General features: G+C 71.5%; 16 protein-coding genes. 11 read left to right on the top strand and 5 right to left on the bottom strand.

The annotated features are described in order from the left end of the window. Window positions 1-202 precede the first annotated feature (202 nt). The 8 genes from OG885_RS18190 (at window position 203) to OG885_RS18155 (ending at window position 15,039) form a co-directional block, all read left to right on the top strand. A complete protein-coding gene (locus OG885_RS18190; RefSeq protein WP_405732547.1) occupies window positions 203-2,248 on the top strand; it encodes a serine/threonine-protein kinase in 2,046 nt (681 codons plus the stop codon). A gap of 175 nt (window positions 2,249-2,423) precedes the next feature. Further along, window positions 2,424-5,291: a protein kinase gene (locus OG885_RS18185; protein ID WP_405732544.1), complete on the top strand. Its 2,868-nt coding sequence runs from the start codon at window positions 2,424-2,426 to the stop codon at window positions 5,289-5,291. Between the two features lie 142 nt (window positions 5,292-5,433). Then, on the top strand, window positions 5,434-7,059 hold the full coding sequence (locus tag OG885_RS18180) for a serine/threonine-protein kinase (protein WP_405732541.1): 1,626 nt from the start codon (window positions 5,434-5,436) through the stop codon (window positions 7,057-7,059). Between the two features lie 64 nt (window positions 7,060-7,123). Then, window positions 7,124-8,029, top strand: a complete 906-nt coding sequence (locus OG885_RS18175; protein ID WP_405732538.1) for a serine/threonine-protein kinase — start codon at window positions 7,124-7,126, stop codon at window positions 8,027-8,029. A 78-nt stretch (window positions 8,030-8,107) separates the two neighbouring features. Continuing rightward, entirely contained in the window at window positions 8,108-9,748 is a 1,641-nt protein-coding gene (locus OG885_RS18170; RefSeq protein ID WP_405732535.1) for a serine/threonine-protein kinase, read from the top strand. A 58-nt stretch (window positions 9,749-9,806) separates the two neighbouring features. Next, window positions 9,807-11,492, top strand: coding sequence for a protein kinase domain-containing protein (locus OG885_RS18165; protein ID WP_405732532.1), 1,686 nt, complete (start codon window positions 9,807-9,809; stop codon window positions 11,490-11,492). Window positions 11,493-11,635: 143 nt separating this feature from the next. Then, window positions 11,636-13,249 (top strand): succinic semialdehyde dehydrogenase, encoded by a 1,614-nt coding sequence (locus OG885_RS18160; protein WP_405732529.1) that lies wholly within the window; start codon window positions 11,636-11,638, stop codon window positions 13,247-13,249. A gap of 11 nt (window positions 13,250-13,260) precedes the next feature. Continuing rightward, a complete protein-coding gene (locus OG885_RS18155; RefSeq protein WP_405732526.1) occupies window positions 13,261-15,039 on the top strand; it encodes a GMC oxidoreductase in 1,779 nt (592 codons plus the stop codon). A gap of 78 nt (window positions 15,040-15,117) precedes the next feature. On the opposite strand, the gene OG885_RS18150 is transcribed toward OG885_RS18155, so the two are convergent. Beyond that, window positions 15,118-16,149, bottom strand: coding sequence for an LAETG motif-containing sortase-dependent surface protein (locus OG885_RS18150; RefSeq protein ID WP_405732524.1), 1,032 nt, complete (start codon window positions 16,147-16,149; stop codon window positions 15,118-15,120). A 228-nt stretch (window positions 16,150-16,377) separates the two neighbouring features. Between OG885_RS18150 and OG885_RS18145 the strand changes: the two genes are divergently transcribed. Further along, the gene (locus OG885_RS18145) at window positions 16,378-17,502 is read left to right on the top strand and encodes a hypothetical protein (protein WP_405732521.1); all 1,125 of its coding nucleotides are present in this window, start codon (window positions 16,378-16,380) and stop codon (window positions 17,500-17,502) included. 556 nt (window positions 17,503-18,058) lie between these two features. Here the strand turns inward: OG885_RS18145 and OG885_RS18140 are convergent. Then, window positions 18,059-18,316: a chorismate mutase gene (locus OG885_RS18140; protein ID WP_405732518.1), complete on the bottom strand. Its 258-nt coding sequence runs from the start codon at window positions 18,314-18,316 to the stop codon at window positions 18,059-18,061. A gap of 370 nt (window positions 18,317-18,686) precedes the next feature. Here OG885_RS18140 and guaA point away from each other — a divergent pair, with 370 nt between their 5' ends. Beyond that, complete coding sequence (guaA, locus tag OG885_RS18135) at window positions 18,687-20,264, top strand: glutamine-hydrolyzing GMP synthase (protein WP_329335665.1); 1,578 nt, start codon at window positions 18,687-18,689, stop codon at window positions 20,262-20,264. A 16-nt stretch (window positions 20,265-20,280) separates the two neighbouring features. Here guaA and OG885_RS18130 read toward each other — a convergent pair whose 3' ends face one another. After that, window positions 20,281-20,754, bottom strand: coding sequence for a pyridoxamine 5'-phosphate oxidase family protein (locus tag OG885_RS18130; protein ID WP_405732514.1), 474 nt, complete (start codon window positions 20,752-20,754; stop codon window positions 20,281-20,283). Between the two features lie 42 nt (window positions 20,755-20,796). Continuing rightward, complete coding sequence (locus OG885_RS18125) at window positions 20,797-21,441, bottom strand: hypothetical protein (protein ID WP_405732511.1); 645 nt, start codon at window positions 21,439-21,441, stop codon at window positions 20,797-20,799. 179 nt (window positions 21,442-21,620) lie between these two features. On the opposite strand from OG885_RS18125, the gene OG885_RS18120 reads away from it, so the two are divergent. Continuing rightward, entirely contained in the window at window positions 21,621-22,430 is an 810-nt protein-coding gene (locus OG885_RS18120; RefSeq protein WP_329335661.1) for a class II aldolase/adducin family protein, read from the top strand. On the opposite strand, the gene OG885_RS18115 is transcribed toward OG885_RS18120, so the two are convergent. Further along, complete coding sequence (locus OG885_RS18115) at window positions 22,427-23,335, bottom strand: DUF4429 domain-containing protein (RefSeq protein WP_405732508.1); 909 nt, start codon at window positions 23,333-23,335, stop codon at window positions 22,427-22,429. The genes OG885_RS18120 and OG885_RS18115 overlap by 4 nt on opposite strands. Window positions 23,336-23,382 lie beyond the last annotated feature (47 nt).

Raw genomic sequence — 23,382 nt, 5'->3', positions numbered from 1 at the left:
GTCGCCGAAGTGCGGGTGCGGGGTGGGTGCGGTGTGCCTTTGAGGTGGCTTTGGGCTGCCTTTGCGGCGCCTGGCCGCCACGCGCTGTGAGGGCTCGGTCGCCCTGATGGTCGGCTTGTCGTCAGGGGCACCCTGGGCGTCGGGCACTTGTCGGGTGAGGGACAATGGAGGCTCTGTCAGGGCGGGTTGTATGAGGGGACGCATGTCGGAGGCGGAGCGGGCGGGGGCATCCCGTCAGGACAAGAGCGAACGTCTCCTCGCCGGGCGGTACCGGTTGGGAGCAGTGCTCGGCCGCGGCGGCATGGGCACGGTGTGGCGTGCCGAGGACGAGACCCTGGGCCGGATCGTCGCCGTGAAGGAGCTGCGGTTCCCCTCCAACATCGACGAGGAGGAGAAGCGCCGGCTGATCACGCGCACGCTGCGGGAGGCCAAGGCGATCGCGCGGATCCGCAACAACAGCGCGGTGACGGTCTTCGACGTGGTCGACGAGGACGACCGGCCGTGGATCGTGATGGAGCTCGTCGAGGGCAAGTCGCTCGCCGAGGTCATCCGTGAGGACGGGCTGCTGGAGCCGAAGCGGGCGGCGGAGGTCGGGCTCGCGGTGCTCGACGTGCTGCGCTCGGCGCACCGCCAGGGCATCCTGCACCGGGACGTGAAGCCGTCCAACGTGCTGATCTCCGAGGACGGCCGGGTCGTGCTCACCGACTTCGGCATCGCCCAGGTCGAGGGCGACCCGTCCATCACCTCGACCGGCATGCTGGTCGGCGCGCCCTCCTACATCTCCCCGGAGCGTGCCCGAGGGCACAAGCCGGGGCCCGCGGCCGACCTCTGGTCGCTGGGCGGGCTGTTGTACGCGTCGGTGGAGGGTGTGCCGCCGTACGACAAGGGGTCCGCGATCGCGACGCTCACCGCGGTGATGACCGAGTCGCTGGAGGAGCCGAAGAACGCGGGACCGCTGAAGGACGTCATCTACGGGCTGCTCACCAAGGACCCCGACAAGCGGCTCGACGACGCGGGTGCCCGCGTGATGCTCAACGCCGTGATCCACGCACCCGAGCCGAAGCCGGAGGAGCCGGCGTCGGCGCCGGACGCGACGAAGGTCGTACCGCTGCCTGCGCAGCCCGACCGGGGCGAGGGCGGGGAGCGGCTGCGAGGGGCGCTGCGTTCCGTGCGGAAGGCCGCGGTGGCGGCGGGGGCTGCGGGGACCGCGGCTGCCTCGCGGGCCAAGTCCGGCGCGGGGAAGGGCGGTTCGGGGGCCCAGTCGACTTCCGGCGCCGCTGGTGCCGGTGGCGCTGCTTCCGGTGCGGGGGCCGGTGCCGCTGTTGGTGGTGGGGTTGCCTCCGGGTCGCGTTCGGTCGGGGTGAGTGGTCCCAGGACCGGCGGCGGGGCCGGGGCGGCGGGTGCGGGGAGCAACGCGGGTCAGGGCGGGCCGAGTTCGGGGTGGCCCGTGATGACCCCGCCGGATCTGCCTCCGCGGCCGGTGCCCAGGGCGCCGATCACCGATGTGGTGCCCCGGCGGACGCTGGTGATCATCGCGGTGGTCGTGGTGCTCGCCGTGGTCGCGGCCGTGCTGGCCCTCACGCTCGGCGGGGACGACGACGCGTCCGCCGACTCCGCGGGCGGCGGCGCCAAGGCCTCGGTCGGCGCGAGTGCGAGTGCGAGTGCCTCCACCAAGGAGGACAAGGGCGCCGGCGGCGCTCAGACGGACGGTCAGGCCAGCGCCTCGGCGGACACCGGCACCTCCGGGAGCACGCCGAGCAACAGCCCCACCGCGACCGGCGGCAGCGAGGCGGGCGGTTCGGCCGACGAGGGCAGCACCGCGGTGAAGCAGTACAAGGGCGGTCAGGGGTACTCGATCGGGCTGCCCAAGGGGTGGAAGTTCCAGTCCTCGGGGTCGGCGGGGGATCGTTTCACCGGCCCCGAGGGTCAGAAGCTGCTGGTCGCCTGGACGTCCACGCCGAAGGGTGACCCGGTGGCGGACTGGAAGAACCAGGAGCAGTACATGGTGCGCTCGGCGTACCAGCGCGTCCGCATAGCCGAGGTGGATTACCGGGGCTGGCTCGCGGCCGACTGGGAGTTCACCTACACCGAGGGCGGGACGAAGTACCGGACGATAGACCGGGGGTTCGTCGTGAACGACCATCTCGGATATGCGCTGATGTACACGGCGAAAGCCGCCAATTGGGGCACCGAGCTGCGCAAGGACACCTGGCGGACACTCGCGAAGACGTTCGAACCGAAATCGTGAAGTGACCGTGCGGTGACCGGTCCCGCGTTTCGGACATGAGATCTGGCATCCCCTCTTTGCGGGTTGCCTCCGGCACGTATCGTGAGTGCTTGTGGACCGTACGCATCCAGGTAGGGGTGCGGAACGGCACGCGAGGCGAACGGAATTGACCGACCGGGCTGCCGGGGGAGGCAACGTGGACGACTATGCGGGACGGGTACTCGCCGACCGCTACCGCCTGCCGCTGCCGCCCTCCGATGAGTACGAACTCACCGAGACCCGGGCCTTCGACACCTACAGCGGGCAGGAAGTCCTGGTCAGGCAGGTGCCGTTGCCCGAGGTCGTCGAAGCGGAGGTGCTCGACGCGGAGGGTCTGCCCGACGGTTTCACGGCAAGGGACCCCCGGGACAGGGGAGTTCGGCGCTCGGGTTCCGCGGCGCGGACCAGTACGCGCCGGCCGACCGATCCCGCCGTGCGGCGCGCTGTGGAGGCCGCTCAGGCCGCTGCCTCGATCCCCGACCATCCGCGGCTCGACCAGGTCTTCGACGTGTTCGCCGAGGGCGGGTCGCTGTGGATAGTGAGCGAGTTGGTGGCCGCGCGGTCGCTGGCCGCGCTGCTCGCGGAGAAGCCGCTGACGCCGTACCGGGCGGCGGAGGTCGCCTCCGACGTCCTCATGGCCCTGCGGGTGCTGCACGCCCACGGCTGGGTGCACCGGAACATCACCGCCCGCACGGTGCTCGTCTGTGACGACGGCCGCGTGATGCTGACCGGCCTCGCGGTCGGCGCGGCGGAGGAGGCGCTGTGCGGGTACGATCCGGTGCCGGCTCCGGAGAGTGACGGGGGCGGGGGCGTCGGACGCGGGAGCGGGGCGCCGGGCGGGCAGGGTGTGCCAGGCGCGCCCGAGGTGCCGGGGACCTTCCGGGGTGCCGCAGCGGTGAGTGGTCCCGCGAGCGCCATGGATCCCGAGGCCGCGCGGCGGGCCGCGATCGAGGCTCGGGAGGCCGGTGGGCTGCCGGGGCTCGGCGGCGACACGACGAACGGCGCGGGCGGGTCGGGCGGATCGGGCGCGGTGGCGCGCCGGGCCGTGGAGACCACCGGCGGGGACGTCCGGGCGGCGCGGGCAGGGGCGATCGCCGCGTATCGCGCGGGCGCCCGGGCCGCCGCCCGAGTCCAGGAAGCCCAGCAGAACGGCCATGCGGCCCTGCCCGGCGCCCTCCCGGCGCCCGAGGGAGAACCCGCGACCGGCGCAGGTGTCGCTGCCGGTGCCGGTGCCGACGGTGGGCCGACACCGCCGTACGGCGCGACGGGCGGCGCCCGGGTCGTGCCCGGCTCCCCGCACCCCGGTGAGACGGGGTGGGCGGTACCCGGCTCCGGGCCCCTGGGCGGTGCCGTCACGCCCGGCCGGGAGGAGCACCGGCGGCCCGGGGCCACGCCTCCTGGGCAGATAGCCGACCCCTACGGGGTGCGGGCCGACACCTGGCCGGGAGCGGGCCCCCGTGCCGGTGGCGCGGGCGCTCCCGGCGTCGGAGGTGTGGGTGCTCCCGGCGTCGGAGGTGTGGGCGCTCCCGGCGTCGGAGGTGTGGGTGCTCCCCGTGCTGGTGGCGTCGCGTTGCCTGGCGGACGGCCCGGCGCTGGTGGTGCCGGATTGCCCGGCGCAGGCCCCGGCGCTGGTGGTGCCGCATTGCCCGGCGCAGGTCAGGGGCGTACCGCCGCACTGCCTCCCGGGCCCGGGCCCGACTCCGCGCCCGCGCCCAGTCGTTGGGACGAGCTCGCCGCCGCCGTGCCCGCGTCCCGCGGCCCCGCCACCGCGCTCGCCGCCGAGCGGGCGCGGCAGGCGAGGATGGCCGTCGTCGGGCCGGTGACCGAGCGATGGGCGCCGGAGCAGGCCGGACCCGTGCACGAGAACTGGCAGCTGGCCGCGCCGATCGGGCCGGCGACCGACCTGTGGGCGCTGGGGGCGCTGCTGTACCGGGCCGTGCAGGGGCATGCGCCGTACCCGGAGGAGTCGACCGCCGAGCTGGTGCAGATGGTGTGCGCCGAGCCGCCGGCCTTCGCCGAGGAGTGCGGGCCGCTCCGCCCGGTCGTGGAGTCGCTGCTGCGCCAGGACCCCACCGAGCGGCTGGACTTCGAGGAGCTGCGGGGCTGGCTGCGCTCGCTCGTGCGGTCCGCGCCGGAACCGGAGGCCGGTGCGTATGTCGTCGCCACGCCGCCCGTGGAGGGCAGTCGGCTGCCCGTCGTACGGCGGCGGGGCGAGCTGGTGCGCAGGCGGCGCGCCGGGCTGCCCGCGACCAGTGCGCACGGCCGGCACAAGCGGGCCAAGGCCGGCCGGCAGGAGGAGGCGTCCCCGCGCAGGCTCGGCCGCACGCTGCTACTGCTGGTGCTGCTGCTGATGGCCGGGGCGATCGCGTACGCGATGCTGTTCATGCCGAAGTCGGACTCGGCGGACGGCGCCGGCGGGACCGGTGCCGGCGACCGGACCGGTGCCGCCGGTGAGGTCAGCGAGGCGCCGCAGCAGGACGCCAGCAGCGAGCCCCGGCCCGAGCAGACCACCCCGAAGGCCGACGACAGCAGCAGCTCGGCCGAGCCGCAGTCCGGCGACGGCCCCGACGTCGCCGACGGCTTCACCCTGCGCTCGGACACCGCCGGCTTCCGCGTCGCCGTGGCCGACGGCTGGGACCGTACGCCGAAGAACGGCCGCGGTCAGGTGGTGTACTCGCACGGCGACTTCGACCTGATCCTCGTACCCGGACGGGACAGCGCGGACGAGTACGGCGAGGATCCCATGGCCTACCAGCGGGAGGACGAGCGCGAGCTCCAGCCGTACCGCGACTCCAGCTGGGCCAGCGCCTCCGGGCTGAAGACGATCTCGGTGGGCGGGCGGACCATGGCCGAGGGGCAGTTCACCTGGACCGACAGCGCGGGGCGCGAGCTGTTCGTGCGCAATCTGGCCATCCTCGTCGGCGGGAAGTACCACGTGGTGCAGGTACGGGGGCCGGAGGCGGAGCGGGACGAGGTCACGCGGCTGTACGAGCAGGCGTCGGCGACCTACCAAGTGACCGGCTGAGCGCGCTCGGTGACGGTTGCGTCCGGCAGGTGAAAGCGACAACTGTCACAGTGCCGTTTCCTTGGCACCCCCGTGGTTCCCTGCGTACGGACCGGTCCTTACGCTGACCTTGTCAAGACCATTGCGGGGCAACGTGAATCAGATGCAGGGCCTGCTCATCGCGGGCCGCTACCGGCTCGCCGACACCATCGGCAGCGGTGGCATGGGCCGCGTGTGGCGGGCCCACGACGAAGTGCTGCACCGGGCTGTCGCCATCAAAGAGCTGACCGCTGCCCTGTACGTCTCCGAGAGCGACCAGGAGCGGCTGCTCCACCGCACCCGCGCCGAGGCCCGCGCGGCGGCCCGGATCAACCACTCCGCCGTCGTCACCGTCCATGACGTCCTCGATCACGACGCCCGTCCGTGGATCGTGATGGAGCTGGTCGAGGGCCGCTCGCTGGCGGACGCGGTCAAGCAGGACGGGCGCATCGAGCCCGCCGAGGCCGCCCGTATCGGCCTGTGGGTGCTGCGCGCGCTGCGCGCCGCGCACGACGCCGGTGTCCTGCACCGCGATGTGAAACCCGGCAACGTCCTGCTCTCCCACGACCGCCGCGTCCTGCTCACCGACTTCGGCATCGCCCAGATCGAGGGCGACACGACGATCACCCGCACCGGCGAGGTCGTCGGTTCCGTCGACTACCTCGCCCCCGAGCGGGTCCGCGGCCACGACCCGGGCCCGGCGTCCGACCTGTGGGCACTGGGCGCGACGCTGTACACGGCGGTCGAGGGCAGGTCCCCCTTCCGCCGCACCTCGCCGATCGGCACGATGCAGGCGGTCGTCGAGGAGGAACCGGCCGCCCCGGCCCACGCCGGTGCGCTGGGGCCCGTCCTCGCCGCACTGCTCCGCAAGGATCCGGCCGATCGGCCGACCGCCGCGCAGGCCGAGCAGATGCTCGCGGAGGTGGCCGAGGGACGTCGGTCCAGCGCGGCGCAGGCGCATGTGCCGACGCAGCACGGGCGGTACGAGACCGGGACCACGCCACAGACGTTCGGCGCGGCGCCGGCCTTCGGTACGGGATCGCAGACGGCGGCCGGCACGCCGTACCCGCCGGTCACCGTGGGCCCGCACGCGCCCGCGCCGAGGCGCCGTCGTGGCCTGCGTACGTTCGCTTTGGTCGTCGCCGTCGCGGCGATCGTGGGGGCGGGGGGTGCGGTGGCGTTGCAGCAGTGGAACTCGGGCAGCCCCTCCGTCTCGTCGAGCTCCGGACCGACTCCGAGCCCATCGTCGACGGAGGGGGCCCAGGGGCTGGTTCCCGCCGGTTGGCAGAAGTACGACGATCCCCTGGGCTTCAGCCTGTATCTGCCCAGGGGCTGGGACCGCACAGTCTCCATCAAGGAGACGGACGGTCTGACGCAGGTCGACTACTCGCCCGACCAGGGCAAGACCCTCGTGCGCGTCGCCGTCGACACCGCGCCGGACTACAACAGCTCGTACGACCACATGCGCGAGCTGGAGGCGGCAAACAAAACGCGGCTGAAGGACTTCGCGACCCTGAGCATGAAGCAGGAGTTCTACCGCGACCGGCAGAGCGTGCGCTGGGAGTACACCTGGACCCAACTGGCGAAGGACTCGTCCTTCCCGGGGGCGTTTCGGGCGCTCGACGTGGCGTACATAACCCGCGACGGTGTCGAGTACGCCCTGTACACCGCCTCGCCGGTTGCCGACTGGGACGCCACGAGCAAGCGGTTCACCTCGGTGCTGCGGGGCTGGCAGCCCAACCCGGCCTGATCCGCTCGAACTTGGCCGGTCACCGCCCCGGAAGCGGCCCGTCCGGCGGGGCATCATGGGGCTCATGGGGACCCAGGGGGACAACTTCCGTGTCATAGCGGGGCGGTACCGCCTGGAGGTTCGGCTCGGTCGGGGCGGGATGGGTGTGGTGTGGCGGGCCACCGATCTGCTGCTCGGGCGGCGGGTGGCGGTCAAGGAACTGTCCCTGGACGAGACGCTGTCGCAGGCCGAGGCACGTTGGCAGCGGGAGCGGACGCTGCGGGAGGCGCATGCCGTCGCGCAGTTGCGGCACCCGCACATCATCGGCCTGCACGATGTCGTCGAGCACGATGAACGGCCCTATCTGGTCATGGAGTTGGTCGACGGAGGCACCCTCGCCGACCGGATCGCCGGGCACGGCCCGGTCGATGCCGTCGAGGCCGCGCGGATCGGCGCCGATCTGCTGGGCGCGTTGCGCGCGGCGCACGCGGCCGGGGTCCTGCACCGGGACATCAAGCCCGCGAACGTCCTGCTGGAGGCCGGTACGGGGCGGGTCGTGCTCACCGACTTCGGTGTCGCGCGGGTCTTGGGCGCCACCACGCTCACGGAGGCCGGTTCCTTCGTCGGCTCGCCCGAGTACACCGCGCCGGAGCGGATCTCCGGGCTCAGCACCGGCCCCGCGTCCGACCTGTGGTCGGTGGGCGCGCTGCTGTGCGCGGCCGTCAGCGGTGAGTCGCCGTTCCGGCGTGACTCGTTGAGCGGCGTGCTGCACGCCGTCCTCGCCGCCGAGCTACGGCCGCCCGCGCAGGCCGCGCCGATTCTGCCGGTCGTACGAGGGCTGCTGGAGCGCAATCCGGAGCGGCGGCTGGACGCGGAGTCGGCGGAGCGGATGCTGCGGACCTTTCTGGAGACGGGACAGATGCCGGGCGTCGAGCGGCGTTCGCTGCGGGGCGCGCTGACGGCGGTGCTGCGCGCGCGTCGACGGCCATGACAGGGATTGGTCACGGGTCTGTGACCGGCAAGCGTTCTGGCTGGATACCTGGGCGCTTGCCGCGATATGAACGGACCCATGAGCAGCAACGGGGGAGCCCCTCACGGGTCCGACGAGCCCACGAGTTTCGGTCTGCGACCGCCGAACCCGCCCATGGCGGTGCCGCACCCCGACAACCCGTACGCGACCCCCACCCAGGTCGTGCCGCAGCAGACGGCGCCCCAACCCGACCCCGGCACCGGACGGTTGATCGCCGGACGCTACCGCCTGCTGGCCAAGCTCGGCGACGGCGGCATGGGGACGGTGTGGCGGGCCAAGGACGAGACGGTGGACCGTGAGGTCGCCGTCAAGGAGCCCCGCGTACCCGACCATCTTCCCGAGCGGGAACGCGCCAACGCCTTCGAGCGGATGCGGCGCGAGGCGCGGGCGGCGGCCCGCCTCGATCACCCGGCGGTCGTGAACGTCCACGACGTCGCGATCGTCGACGGCCGGCCGTGGATCGTCATGGAGCTGGTGCAGGGACGTTCCTTGGGCGACGCGTTGCAGGAGGGCACCCTCGGGGCGCGCGAGGCGGCGAGAATCGGCCTGGAGGTGCTGGCGGCGCTGGAGGCCGCGCACGCGGCGGGCATCCTGCACCGGGACGTCAAGCCGGACAACGTCCTGCTCGGCCGCCACGACCGGGTCGTCCTCACCGACTTCGGCATCGCCCAGATCGAGGGCGAGACCAATCTGACCGACACCGGCGGCTTCGTCGGCTCGCCGGAGTACATCGCCCCGGAGCGGGTGCTGGGGCAGCGGCCGGGCCCGGCGTCCGACCTGTGGTCCCTGGGCGTCGTGCTGTACGCGGCCACGGAGGGCGTGTCGCCGTTCCGCCGCAGCAACACGCCGGCCACCCTCCAGTCCGTCCTCAACGCCACGCCCGCCGCGCCGGCCGCCGCGTCCGGACCGCTCGCCGAGGTCATCACCGGGCTGCTCCAGAAGGAGCCGGGCCGCCGCCCGAACGCCGCCCAGGTGCGGGCGCTGCTGGAGAAGGCCGCCGCCTCGGCGGTTCCGGCGCCGACGCAGGTCGTGCAGCCGGCCGAGGGTTCCCCGAAGGGCATCCGGCTGGGCCGCAGGACGCTGATCGGGCTCGGCGCGGCGGTCGTCGCCGCGGCGGTGGCGGCGTATCTGGTGATCGCCGACCCGTTCGCGGGTCCGTTGCCGGACGGCTGGAAGACGGTGCACGAGAAGGACGTGGCCGCGTCGCTGGCGGTGCCCGCGGAGTACCAGCCGGGGTACCCCGACCGGAAGACCGACGAGGCGCACTGGGTCACGTACACCGACTGGAGCGGCAGCATCTGGATCGGCCTGCGACTGGACAGGAAGGCCGAGGACACGAGCGACAGCATCGCGGACTCCGCCGCCGCCGAGATGTACGAGGACAACAAGCAGTTCAAGGACAACGGCGAGTACGAGCTCCAGATGCCGGAGAACCCGACGACGAAGACGGACGGCGGGGTCTCGTACCAGGGCAAGCAGGCCGCGCAGAACACGATCAAGTACACGACCGACGACACGCAGAACCCGCGCCCGCGGGAGCTGCAGATCTTCTACTACAAGACTTCCAAGGGCGACATGTACAAGCTCACCATCAGTTACCCGCGGAAGGGCGACTTCGCCGCCCGCGGCCGGGAGGTGGCGAGGACCGCCATCGCCAACCTGGACGTCGACGTGCTCTAGCCGCACCACGGCCGCCCCGCGTCGACAGCCCGCCACATCACACGGTACTGATGGGGACATGAGCAACGACGGGGGCGGCGCGAGCCCCAAGGGACGACTCATAGGCGGGCGTTACCGGCTCGTCGAGCGCATCGGGTCGGGCGGGATGGGTACCGTCTGGCGGGCGCTCGACGAGCTCGTGGTCCGTGAAGTCGCCGTGAAACAGCCGAGGTTGCCCGGCGACCCGGAGGACGAGGCCCATCAGCGGGCCTCACACCGGCTGTACCGCGAGGCGCGTGCCGCCGCCCGGGTCGACCACCCCGCCGCCGTCTCCATCCATGACGTCGTCGTGGAGGACGGACTGCCCTGGATCGTCATGGAGTTGATCCGGGGCGAGTCCCTGCACGAGGTCCTCCAGCGCGGGCCCGTGACCTCGGCCGAGTCGGCCCGGATCGGCCGCGCCGTCCTCGGCGCCCTGCGCGCCGCGCACTCCGTCGGCATCGTCCACCGTGACGTGAAGCCCGCCAACGTCCTGCTGGGCACGCACGGCCGCGTCGTCCTGACCGACTTCGGCATCGCCCACGTCCAGGGCGAGGAATCCCTCACCGTCAGCGGCGAGTTCGTCGGCTCGCTCGACTTCGTCGCGCCCGAGCGGATGTCCGGCAAGGGCGCGGGTCCGTCGTCCGACCTGTGGTCCCTGGGTGTGTTGCTGTACGCCGCCGTCGAGGGGGAGCCGCCCTTCCGGCGTACGACGGTGGAGTCCACCCTCGCCGCGGTCCTCTCCCACGAGCCGCCCGAGCCGGAACGGGCCGGGTCCCTCGGGCCGCTCATCACCGGGCTGCTCGCGAAGGACCCGGACCGGCGGCCGGATGCGGAGGAGGCCGCCAAGGTGCTGGACGCGGTGGCCGAGGGGTCGCCGGTGCCGGCGCTCGCGCAGACACCGGTCGTCGTCCAGAAGCCCGACCGCATCACCGAGTGGGGCGAGGACTCGGGCACCGTACGCCTGAAGAAGCCCGAGCCGGCCGCACGCCCGGACAGCACTGTCGTACCGGAAGCGCAGCCGGACACCACCGTCGTACCGGAAGCGCAGCCGGACACCACCGTCGTACCGGTGTCGAAGCCGAAGCCGCGTCTGCTGCGCCGCCCGCTCCCCGCCGCCCTGCTCGGCGCCGCCCTCGCCGGTGGGGTGGGGCTCGGCGCGTCCTATGTCCTGGCCGAACCCGAGCCCGCACCCGCGCCCATCAGCGTCGCCGAGCCCCAGTACAGCTCCACCCCGGCCGCCACCGCCACGGACATCGCCGACGAGCCCTGGGGCAGGACCCGGGAGAAGGACATGAAGGCCGTCCTCTACGTCCCGAGCCGGTACAAGGAGGACCACCGGCAGGGCGACGCCACCGACCAGCCGCGGATGGTGATCTACGACGGCGGTGAGGTGCAGCTCCGCCTCAGTGAATGGGACGCGGCCCCCGCCACGCCCATGGGCCGCGCGAAGCAGCAGGCGGACGAGTGGGCGCGGCTCGGCGAGGCCGACACCCAGTTCACGGAGACCAGCCTTGAGGACTGGCCCGCCGTGGTCGCCGACACCACCTACGACGCCGAGGAGGGGCGCCCGACCCGGGTCATGCAGCTCGTCCTCACCACCGGCGACGGCCGGATGTACGAGCTCCGCGTCGACATGCCCAAGGGCACTGTGGACGAGAAGGAGGGGACCTCGGTGTTCAAGGCGGCGCGGGACCGGCTCGAAATCGGGAAAGCCGCCTCCTGAGCTGCCGGCCGCCGTGATCGTCCCCGCACAACGCCCTGATCAGCGGGTTTGCAGCCAGTGATCGCTGGCGCCGTGTGTGCGGTCGGTGAATCCCTGTTACCGACGGGTACCCAAAGTCCCCGACCCGGCATACCCTGCGCGTCATGACGGACTCGCAGGCCCCGGAACTGACCGGCACCAATCCCCTCGCCCCCGCCCCGGAGGGCGCCCGCACCGCCGCCGACGTGGTCACCCCGGAGCTGGTCGCGCAGCTCACCAAGGGCGTGGTCGGTTCCGGTCGCACCGCCAACCACACGCCGTTCACCGGCGAGAAGCTGGCCGACCTGCCCGAGTCGACGCCCGAGGACGTGGCGAAGGCCTTCGAGGCGGCCCGCGCGGCACAGGCGGTATGGGCGCAGACTCCCGTACGGCAGCGCGCGGCCGTGCTGCTCCGCTTCCACGACCTGGTGCTCGAACGCCAGGCCGAGGTGCTCGACCTCATCCAGCTGGAGACCGGCAAGGCCCGTTTGCACGCCCATGAGGAGGTGCAGGCCATCGCCGTCGCGGCCCGGCACTACGGCCGTAAGGCACCTTCCTATCTGCGGCCGAAGCGCCACGCGGGCGCCATGCCCACGCTCACGCGCGTCACCGAACTCCGTCATCCGCGCGGCGTGGTCGGCCAGATCGCCCCCTGGAACTATCCGCTGGAGCTGTCGGTCGGCGACGCCATCCCCGCGTTCGTCGCGGGCAACGCGGTCGTCATGAAGCCCGACACCGAGACCTGCCTGACCGCCCTGTGGGCACGCGACCTGCTCATCGAGGCGGGACTGCCCGCCGACGTCTTCCAGGTCGTCCTCGGCGAGGGCCCCGTCGTCGGCCCCGAGGTCGTCCGGCACGCCGACTACGTCTCCTTCACCGGCTCCACCCGCACCGGCCGCGAGGTCGCCCAGGGCGCCGCCGCCCGCCTCGTCGGGGTCTCCCTCGAACTCGGCGGCAAGAACGCGATGTTGGTGCTCCAGGACGCGGACATCGAGAAGGCCGCGGCCGGCGCCGTCCGCGCCTGCTTCTCCTCCGCGGGCCAACTCTGCATCTCCATCGAGCGGTTGTACGTCCACGAGTCGGTCGCCGACGCCTTCCTGGCGCGCTTCGCCGCCCGCACCAAGGCCATGCGGCTCGGCAGGTCCCTCGCCTACGGCGCCGACATGGGCTCCCTGGTCGGCGAGCGGCAGCTGGAGACCGTCACCCGGCATGTGGAGGAGGCCGTCGCCAAGGGCGCCGAGGTCGTCGCCGGTGGCGTCGCCCGCCCGGACATCGGCCCCTACTTCTTCGAGCCGACCATCCTCGACGGCGTGACCGAGCCGATGGCGATCTGCGCCGAGGAGACCTTCGGCCCGGTGGTGTCGATCTACCGCTTCAAGGACGAGGAGGAGGCCATCGCACAGGCCAACTCCACCTCGTACGGCCTCAATTCCTCGGTCTGGACGAAGGACGGCCGACGCGGTCGTGCGGTCGCCGCCCGGCTGCGCACCGGCACCGTCAACGTCAACGAGGGCTACGCGCCCGCCTACGGCAGCGTCCAGTCCCCGATGGGCGGCATGAAGGACTCCGGCCTCGGCCGCCGCCACGGCTCCGAGGGCATCCTCAAGTACACCGAGGCCCAGACGGTCGCCCAGCAGCGGCTGCTGCCGATGGCGCCGTCGCTGGGGATGGACGACGAGAAGTACGCCCAGTTCATGAGCCGCAGCCTGAGGCTCATGAAGGCGTTCCGGTTCCGGTAGGGAGAGCACACGTGCCACAGGACGACTACGACTACGACGTCATCGTCGTGGGTTCCGGATTCGGCGGTTCGGTCACCGCTCTCCGCCTCACCGAGAAGGGCTATCGCGTGGGCGTCCTGGAGGCGGGCCGCCGGTTCACCCCCGGCACCCTCCCCAGGAACTCCTGGGACATCAAGAACTACCTCTGGGCCCCCAGGCTCGGCATGTACGGTCTCCAGCGCATCCATCTGCTGGGCAACGTCATGGTGCTGGCGGGCGCGGGCGTGGGTGGCGGCTCGCTCAACTACGCCAACACCCTCTACGTACCGCCGAAGCCGTTCTTCGAGGACCCGCAGTGGCGTGACATCACGGACTGGGAGGAGGAGTTGAAGCCGTACTACGACCAGGCGCGGCGCATGCTCGGCGTACGGCTCAACCCGACCACGACCCCGTCCGACGTCCATCTCAAGGCCGCCGCCCAGCGGATGGGCGTCGGCGACACCTTCCACATGGCGCCGGTGGGCGTGTTCTTCGGCGACGGCCAGGACGCCGACGGGTCGGTCAGGGCGAAGGCGGGTGAGCAGGTCGCCGACCCCTACTTCGGTGGCGCGGGACCGGCCCGCAAGGCCTGTACCGAGTGCGGCGAGTGCATGACCGGCTGCCGGCACGGCGCGAAGAACACCCTCAACGAGAACTACCTCCATCTCGCCGAGAAGGCGGGCGCGGTCGTGCACCCCATGACGACGGTCGTGTCGGTCACGGACGACTCGCAGGGCGGCTACGCGATCGCCACCCTCCCGACCGACCGGAGGAAGAAGGGCGAGGGACGGACCTTCAAGGCCCACCGGGTCGTCATCGCCGCCGGCACCTACGGCACCCAGACGCTGCTGCACCGGATGAAGGCGAGCGGTCAACTGCCGTACCTCTCGGCCAAGCTGGGCGAGCTGACCCGCACCAACTCCGAGGCGCTGGTCGGCGCGCAGACCGACAACCGGCGCTATCGCAAGGTGACGGGGGAGAAGCGGGTCGACTTCACCCGGGGCGTCGCCATCACCTCGTCCATCCACCCGGACGAGAACACCCATATCGAGCCCGTCCGCTACGGCCGGGGCTCCAACTCCATGGGCGGCCTGTCCATCCTCCAAGTGCCCTACGCCGAGGGCTCGTCGAGGGTCCTGGGCTGGGTCGCGAACGCCGCCCGCCATCCCGTCCTCGTACTGCGGTCCCTGTCCAACCGGCGGTGGTCGGAGAAGACCATCATCGGGCTGGTGATGCAGTCTCTGGACAACTCCCTGACGACGTACCTGAAACCGGACGGCGTCGGCAAGGGCCTGCTGACCGCCCGGCAGGGGCATGGCGCCCCCAACCCCAAGCAGATCAGGGCCGCTTCGGAGGCCGCTTCCGCGATCGCGGCGGAGATCAACGGCTTCGCGGGCTCGAACGTCGGCGAACTGATGGGCACCCCGCTCACCGCCCACTTCCTGGGCGGCTGCCCGATCGGCGCGAGCCCGGAGGAAGGGGTCATCGACCCGTACCACCGGCTCTACGGCCACCCCGGCATCTCGGTCGTGGACGGCGCCGCGGTCTCCGCCAACCTCGGCGTGAACCCGTCGCTGACGATCACGGCCCAGGCCGAGCGGGCGATGTCGTACTGGCCCAACAACGGCGAGGCCGACCCACGTCCGGCCCAGCACGAGGCATACGTCAGGCTCGCCGCCGTCGAACCCAAGTCACCGGCGGTCCCGGCGGACGCCTTCGGCGCACTGAAGCTGCCGTTCCTCGGAATGCCGACGGTGCCCCCGAAGTCGTAGCCCGCACAGCGGACATGGAGAAGGACCTGCACCCCCCTCCGAGCGCAGGTCCTTCTCTGTTCTTGCAGCCGGCTTGTGTTACGCCTGCGCGCCGGCCTTACGACGACGCACCGCGAAGACGGCACCCGCACCGGCGACGATCGCGACACCGCCCACGAGACCGATGGTCGGCAGCGCGGAGCTGGAGCCGGTCTCGGCGAGGTTGCCGGTCGGCAGCTCGGAGACGTCGCCCTGCGGCTTCTTCACCGAGCCGTTGCCGTTGTCGCTCGGCGTGGCCTCACCCGGGTCGTCGTTCTTGGAGCCGGCCTTGAGGACCGAGAAGTCGTACTGGGCCCAGCCCTCGGCGATGCAGTCCTGACCGTCGACGTTGTCGAGGTAGGCGCCGGAACCGAAGGAGTAGGCGTCACCGGCCGGGGCCTTGGCGTCGATGCTGACGCGCAGGTTGACCGACTGGCTCTTGCCCGCCTTCAGCTCGTCGACGTAGAAGAAGTAGTCACCGGCGAAGTCGTCGTCGCCGATGCGGTCCCAGGAACCCGTGTCAGGGTTCTTGAACTCCAGGTCGACGTACGGGCTGAGCCACTTGGCCTCGTCGATCTCGTAGTTCTCGATCTCGGCGTAGAAGGCCACGCCGTCGACCGTCGTGTCGGACTCGTTCGTGACGACCAGCTTGAAGCTGTGGAAGCCGTCACCGGCGACGATTTTGCCCGGCAGGCCCTTGATGTCCGCGGACACCTTGGCGTCCGTGAAGTCCTCGTCGAGTTCGTCGCAGTACGGGACGTCCGGGTCGGTCGGCTCCTCGCTCGGCTCGGCCGAGTCGGTGGGCTCGGGCTCGCCCGTGTCGGTCGCTGTGGCGGTGGGCGAGGTGGTGTCCGTGGCGGTCGCGGTGGGCGAGGTGGTGTCCGTGGCCGTCGGCGAGGCGGTGTTGCTGGGCTCCTCGGTCGCCGTCGGGGAGACGGTGTCGCTGGGGAGCTCGGTCGGCGTCTCCGTCACCGTCTCGGTGGGGGTCGGCGTCGACGTCTCGTCCGCGAACGCGGCAGGCGCGGACAGCAGCGCGAGCGGGCCTATGACAGCCGTCGCAGCCGCTGCGGCCATGGCACGGCGAAGCTTCATGAATGACCTCGAGAAGTCCGGTGTGCTGCGCGTCGCAGCACGCGAGTGGGGCGGGTGGGACCCCGCGTGTGGGGCGCGGCTGTGGCCCTTGGTACGCATGGTTTGATCCACGAGGGCTGTGAATGGTTGCACTCGCATTCACAGAATTTTTATGTGGCCTGAGTCACAGCCGGATCCCGTCGGATTTTCCTTGTGAAGGCGCTTTCCGAACCCCTAGAACTGAGGTTCGTGTCTGACAAGCCTGCCGAGGACTCCTCCTCGACCCCCGAAGTCCCCGACGAGGTCTGGGAACAGTTCGTTCGCGCCAATGAACAGGCCGCTCCCAAGGAGCCCTCGGCCCGCGCCCGCATGGTGACGGACCGGCTCCGGCAGCAGGAGGCGCGGGGTGAGCTGCCCGAGGGGTGGCGTACCGGACCCGCACGGCAGGAGAGGAAGCGCGGTCGTGCGGTGGGGAAGGCCCTCGGCGTGCTGCTCGCCGTGGCCGTGGCCGTCGTGGCGATCAAGCCGTCGCTGCTGCCCGGCGACCCCTTCGGCTCCGGCACCGGTTCCGGCTCCGGCGCCGCGGACGAGGCCGTCGAGACCCTGCCCGCGGAGACGGCGGCGCCGACCGGTCCGCCGCAGTCCGCGGCGGCCGGCACTCCGACCCTGGACGATCCGTTCGCCGGTTCCCCCGCCAAGCGCTGGGCCGACGGCGAGGCCGGCATCGTCGTACCGAAGGCGAAGGCGGTCGGCGCGCAGTCCGCGGCGAAGGTCGAGCAGACGCTGGAACTGACCCGCAAGCTCCTGATCGAGTCCAACCTCGACAAGGCCACCCTCCGCGGCGAGACACCCACGGCGGCCCTGAACCTCCTCGACCCCGAGCAGGACGTCAGGAGCGAGCTGAATGAGGCCCTGAGCCGGCCGAGCAAGGACAACGACCCGCTGACGATGTTCAGCCGCTTCGACCCCGACGAGATCCGGCTGGTCGGCGACGTGGTCAAGGTCCGGGGCCGGATGACGTTCAAGGAGGGCGAGCACGCCTCCGTCGCCGTGCACGCCGACTACACCTTCGTCTACCCGGTGGTCCGCACCGACGGCACCACCGAGGTGACCCGCACCATCGTCCGCCGGGTCCTCGACGTCGAGATACCCGACCCGGCGAGGTACCGGGCCACCGCCGGCAAGCTCACCGTCCTGCGCCGCGACGAGAGCGCCGGCAACTCCTCCTGCGACGTGGACGACGGCTTCCTGCACCCGGAGTTCCCCTCGTCCCAGCCCACCGGCACGTCTCCGTCGGGGCCGACGACGGACCCGTACGACCGCAGCAAGGACATCGGGGACGAGAAGGACTGCGGCACGGTGTCCCGCACCTGACATGGCTGACCGGCATGCGAAGGGCCCCGCGGGACGGAACCGCGGGGCCCTTCTTTCGTCAGCACCGGCGTCAGGGCAGCGCCGGTGCCTGGGGAGCGGCGCCGGGGGGTTGCGCCGCTGGTCCTGAGGACTGCGCGCCTGGCGTATGCCCGGGGTCGGCGCCCCGGCGTGACCGGGACGTGCGGATGGTCTGGACCTCTGGCAGTGCCGAAACGCACAGACAATGTGGGTGTGTACAGGGGGACTTGGGCTTTGTAGGCATCGTGCTGGATGGACCCGGCCTCCGCAACCGTTTGACCCAGCCTTCTGTCCCGTCGGCCGGCCCCGGGCGTCCCCGGAGCCGACCGTCTCTTGGGTGACCGGGCTGCTGTCCCCTGCCGTCCGGTCACTTACCTGGAGCGAGGTCCCACGACGTACGGCAAGATCCGAACGTCTCATCGCCCCAGCGAGCCACGCGTGGTTCTTTCGGGCCCGCCCCTGGCTGACGCGGACACCACCACCAACGAAGCGGTTCGCGACGCGGTCACGCGCCGTACGGGTGAGACGGGGTCCGAACTCAGATGCGACCCCTGCACAGTTCGAGCAGCGTCATCGCGAGGGACGTGCCCGGCTTGCCGAGCGCCTCGCTGAAGTGGTGGAGGACCTCCATCTCGCGCGCGAGGTGCACACGCCGCCCGCCGGAGGCGATCCGGGTCTGCTGTACGACGGCGGAGACGGCCGCGCGTTCCTGGATGAGGCCGATGATCCGGTCGTCGATGGCGTCGATGCGCTCGCGGGCGTCGGCGATGACCGCGTCTGGCGTGGTGGTGGTCACGGGGGCTCCTCGTGGTGTCTGTGGTGTCTTTTCGAGGGCTGCCCCGGAGCGGCAAGATCCGGAAGGAAACGACAGGCGCCCCGGACCTTGTCGGCCCGGGGCGCCTGGGAAGTCGCTTGTCAGTAGCTCAAGCAGCACGACCATGGCAGCCGGTGGGCCGGTTGCCATAGGTAAAGAGGGAGGTCGGGTGCGTGAGCATGGCAGCAGTATGCACGGGTGTCGGACCCTGTCCAACCGGGGTCCATCCACCGGACGGGGAGGGGTGAGGCGCCTGCCGGGAGAGGGCGGGCTCACCGCTCGGGACGGGGCGCGGCCGCACCCCGTTAGAATCGGTCGTACAGCCCTCGCCCAAACCGCCGGAAGGCACCCCGTGTCATCAGCGACCCCCGCCGCCGCCCCCGACACCGTCCTGGTCGTCGACTTCGGCGCGCAGTACGCCCAGCTCATCGCCCGTCGCGTCCGCGAGGCGCGGGTCTACAGCGAGATCGTGCCGAGCACCATGCCGGTCGAGGAGATGCTCGCCAAGAACCCGGCGGCGATCATCCTCTCCGGCGGCCCCTCGTCCGTGTACGAGGAGGGCGCCCCGAGCCTCGACCGCGCCATCTTCGAGGCCGGAGTCCCCGTCTTCGGCATGTGCTACGGCTTCCAGCTGATGGCGCGCTCCCTCGGCGGCACCGTCGACAACACCGGCGCCCGTGAGTACGGCCGCACCGATCTGCATGTCTCGAAGTCGTCCTCCACCCTCTTCGAGGGCACCCCGGACGAGCAGCACGTGTGGATGTCGCACGGCGACGCCTGCTCCGCCGCCCCCGAGGGCTTCTCCGTCACGGCCTCCACGGACGTCGTCCCGGTCGCCGCCTTCGAGAACGACGAGAAGAAGCTCTACGGCGTCCAGTACCACCCCGAGGTCATGCACTCCACGCACGGCCAGCAGGTCCTGGAGCACTTCCTCTACCGGGGCGCGGGCCTCAAGCCCGACTGGACCACCGGCAACGTGATCGAGGAGCAGGTCGCCCTCATCCGCGAGCAGGTCGGTGACAAGCGCGCCATCTGTGGTCTGTCCGGCGGCGTCGACTCCGCGGTGGCCGCGGCCCTCGTCGCCCGTGCCATCGGCGACCAGCTGACCTGCGTGTATGTCGACCACGGTCTGATGCGCAAGGGCGAGACCGAGCAGGTCGAGAAGGACTTCGTGGCCGCGACCGGCGTCAAGCTGGTCGTCGTCGACGCGGAGGAGCGCTTCCTCACCGCGCTCAAGGGGGTCTCGGACCCCGAGGAGAAGCGGAAGATCATCGGCCGCGAGTTCATCCGGGTCTTCGAGCAGGCGCAGGCGGAGATCATCGCGGACGAGGGTCCGGCGGTGGAGTTCCTCGTCCAGGGCACGCTCTACCCGGACGTGGTCGAGTCCGGTGGCGGTACCGGCACGGCCAACATCAAGTCCCACCACAACGTCGGCGGCCTCCCCGAGGACCTCGAGTTCCAGCTCATCGAGCCGCTGCGCAAGCTGTTCAAGGACGAGGTCCGGATGGTCGGCCAGGAGCTGGGCCTGCCGGACGAGATCGTCCAGCGCCAGCCGTTCCCGGGCCCGGGTCTCGGTATCCGGATCGTCGGCGAGGTGACGAAGGAGCGGCTCGACCTGCTCCGTGACGCCGACGCCATCGCCCGCGAGGAGCTGACGCTGGCCGGCCTCGACCGGGACATCTGGCAGTGCCCGGTGGTCCTGCTCGCGGACGTCCGCTCGGTCGGCGTCCAGGGCGACGGCCGCACCTACGGCCACCCGATCGTCCTGCGCCCGGTCTCGTCCGAGGACGCGATGACCGCCGACTGGTCGCGCCTGCCCTACGAGGTGCTGGCGAAGATCTCCACGCGGATCACCAACGAGGTGGCGGACGTCAACCGAGTCGTCCTCGACGTGACCTCGAAGCCGCCGGGCACGATCGAGTGGGAGTAGGTCTCCCCGCGTCTCACTAGGTTCGTTTGAGAGTCCGCACCGGCTCTCCGGGCTTCCAGACCTGGACGACGAGGTACGTGTCGTCCTCGACGTAGGTCCTCACGACCTCCGTCAGCTCGGTGCGGAAGAGGTGGAACGGCTCCGGCGGTTCCACCTCTTCGCCGTACGCGGCCTTGGTCGCGGCGTCCACGACCTCGATCGCCCGCCCGCTGATCCGCACATCACCGCCGCCCAGGGTCTGCCCCTCCCCGGGATTCGCCTGGAGCGCGAAGCGCGGGTCGCGCAGCAGATCGAGCGCCTTGAGCGACTTCGGCATCATGCCGAGCCACAGCTCACCGTTCAGGAACCGCACCTCCAGGCCGCTGGTGCGGGGTGAGCCGTCCTTGCGGAGGGTCGCGAGGGTGTGGTGCGTGAAGGCGCCGAAGCGTTCTTCGACGACCTTGGCGAGATCGGGTTCGGCGGCGGTGAAGACGGACCAGTTCGCAGTCATACGACGAGTGTGGCGCCGATACCCGACATGTGCTGTCCGGTATTACACGGCCTGCGTGCCCTGCGCGGCGTACGGCAGCGGGCGCACGTACCGCTCCCGCCCCGCGTCGTCCCGTACCTGCGCGCAGCCGCCCGCCGTCAGCTGCGCGGCCAGCTTGGCGCGGCGGACCGTGTTGATGCGGAGGGCGCCGTACATGAACGCCGGCGTCAGCACGGCGAGCGGCAGGAGGACGGCGTACTTGCCGGTCAGCGGGGCCATCAGCAGGAACAGGGCGGCGGCGCCCCAGCCGATGGTCTTGAGCTGGCGGGGGTTGCCCGCCTCGACCAGGGCGTCGTACTTGATGAGCGCGATGATCAGGTCGATGTCGGCCTGGGCCTCGGGGACCGGCGTGAGCGAGTTCAGGTACATGCCGGGGACCGTGCCACCCGCGCCCACCTGCGGGAACGCGGCGAGGTTCGCGGCGGCGCGCTGCTGGGCCGCGGGGTGGGTGTCGCGGACCAGATGGACGTGGAGGATCTTGTGGCGGCCGACGAGGCGGACACCGGCGTAGCGGAAACCGAAGCACTCGGCGACGTAGACCAGCGCCCCGAACAACTTGTGCTCGGCGAAGGGGTGGACCAGCTCGACGTGGTCCTGCGTGGCGAGCTGCCGCATGAGGGAGCTGAGGTGACGTTCGACGAGGCTCAAGGAGGGCTCCGGGGTGACTGAAAACAGGTGCTGAAGTGTCGGGAACTTGAGGTTCCGCACAGCAGACAGCCGAACCCCCGGAACGGTTGCACACGGCATCGTTACCTCATACTCCTGTTCTCCTGCGCTGACCGACGGTAACTTCCGCCCCGTGAAGCCACCCCAGTGCTGGAGGACCGATGCACGGGACGTATGAACCGGGACCGACCCCGCCCGCCCCCCTGCCCACCGACAGCCTCCGGTTCGCGATGCCGCCGATGCACGACTCGGTCGAGGACGAGCGCCGGCACCGCAAGGAGAGGCTGGCGGGCGCGCTGCGGATCTTCGGGCGGCAGGGCTTCGAGGACGGGGTCTCCGGCCATATCACCGCACGCGACCCGGAGTTCACGGACTGCTTCTGGGTCAACCCGTTCGGCATGCCCTTCCGGCACGTCACCGTCAGCGACCTGGTCCTCGCCAACACCGACGGACAGGTCATCGAGGGCCGCTACCACGTCAACCAGGCCGCCTTCACCGTGCACGCCCAGGTCCACGCCGCCCGCCCCGATGTCGTCGCGGTCGCCCACTGCCACTCCGTGCACGGCCGCGCCCTCTCCGCCCTCGGCGACCTCCTGGACCCGATCACCCAGGAGAGCTGTGCCTTCTACGAGGACCACGCGGTGTACGACGCCTATTCGGGCGTCGCCGTCGACACCGCCGAGGGCCGCAGGATCGCCGCGGCCCTCGGTTCCGGGAAGGGCCTGGTCCTGCGCAACCACGGACTGCTGACCGTCGGCGACTCGGTGGACGCGGCGGCCTGGTGGTTCCTGTCCATGGAACGCTCCAGCCAGGTCCAGCTCATGGCCAAGGCGGCCGGCCGCCCGATCCTCATCGACCACAAGGCGGCCGTCGCGACCAGGGAGCAGTTGGGCGGCGACCTGGTGGCGTGGATCAACTACCAGCCCCTGTGGCAGGACATCAGCCGCAGCGAGCCGGATCTGCTGAGCTAGCGGGCCGCTGCGGGGGGCTGGAAGCCCCGCAGCACCACGGCCTTGGTCATCGCGAACTCCTCGTCCGTCAGGACGCCTTCGCGATGCAGCTCGCCCAGCTCCCGCAGCCGGCGCAGGAGTACGTCGTGATGGTCGGCCTGGGGTGGGATCGCGGACGGCAGCCGGCGCGGTCGGTCGGGGCCGTCGGTCACCGAGCGGGTGGAGGGGTGCGGGAGACGGGCGGTGACCGCGGTGGCGACCAGGGCCGTGAGGAGGTCGCGACGGGCGCTGCCCCACAGGTCGAGGGCGTACGGGTCCTTCTCCGGCGGGAGTTTGGAGAACGCCGTCTCGCGGGTCACGAAGCGCAGGAAGCCGTCCTCGTAACCGGAGTTGGGCAGCCACTCCACGCCCGCCAGGTCGGTGATCGCGATGATCCGCGGGCCGGTCGCCCGTTTCACCCGGTCCGAGGTGTCGGTCCAGTCGATACGGACCTGGAGGCCGTCGAAGGAGACCGTGCCGTCGGAGGAGCGGACGGAGACCGGGACCGGCGGCCCGGACAGCAGATACGTCTTCGTCGGCTCCTTCGGGATCTGGTCCAGCAGCAGCGCCCGGCGGATCTCCTCCGCCACGTACTCGGCGACCCCGGCCCGGTCGACGTCCACCGCCAGCCGGTACGGGTCCGCCGCGTCCGGCAGCCGGCCCCCGGTCGCCTGCAACAGCGGATCCGCCCCCTCCCGCAGCCGCATCCGCAGCCGCCCCCGCTTGCGTTCGGGCTCGAAGACGACGCCGGAGACGGCCTCCAGGGGCACGGTGATCTCCCCGTACGTCTGCCGGAACAGCGGCACCGAGCGATGAAGTCCCGGTGTGATCCTGACCGTCGTGCCGTCGAAGGCCCAGGTCCCGTCGCGCTGGATGATCTCGGCCATAGAGAAATTCTCGCAGCCAGGTCAACACGGCGGCCCCGGCTTCACCC

This window comes from Streptomyces sp. NBC_00028 (assembly GCF_045041065.1).
Taxonomy (GTDB): domain Bacteria; phylum Actinomycetota; class Actinomycetes; order Streptomycetales; family Streptomycetaceae; genus Streptomyces.
This window is presented reverse-complemented; position numbering and strand designations above follow the sequence as displayed.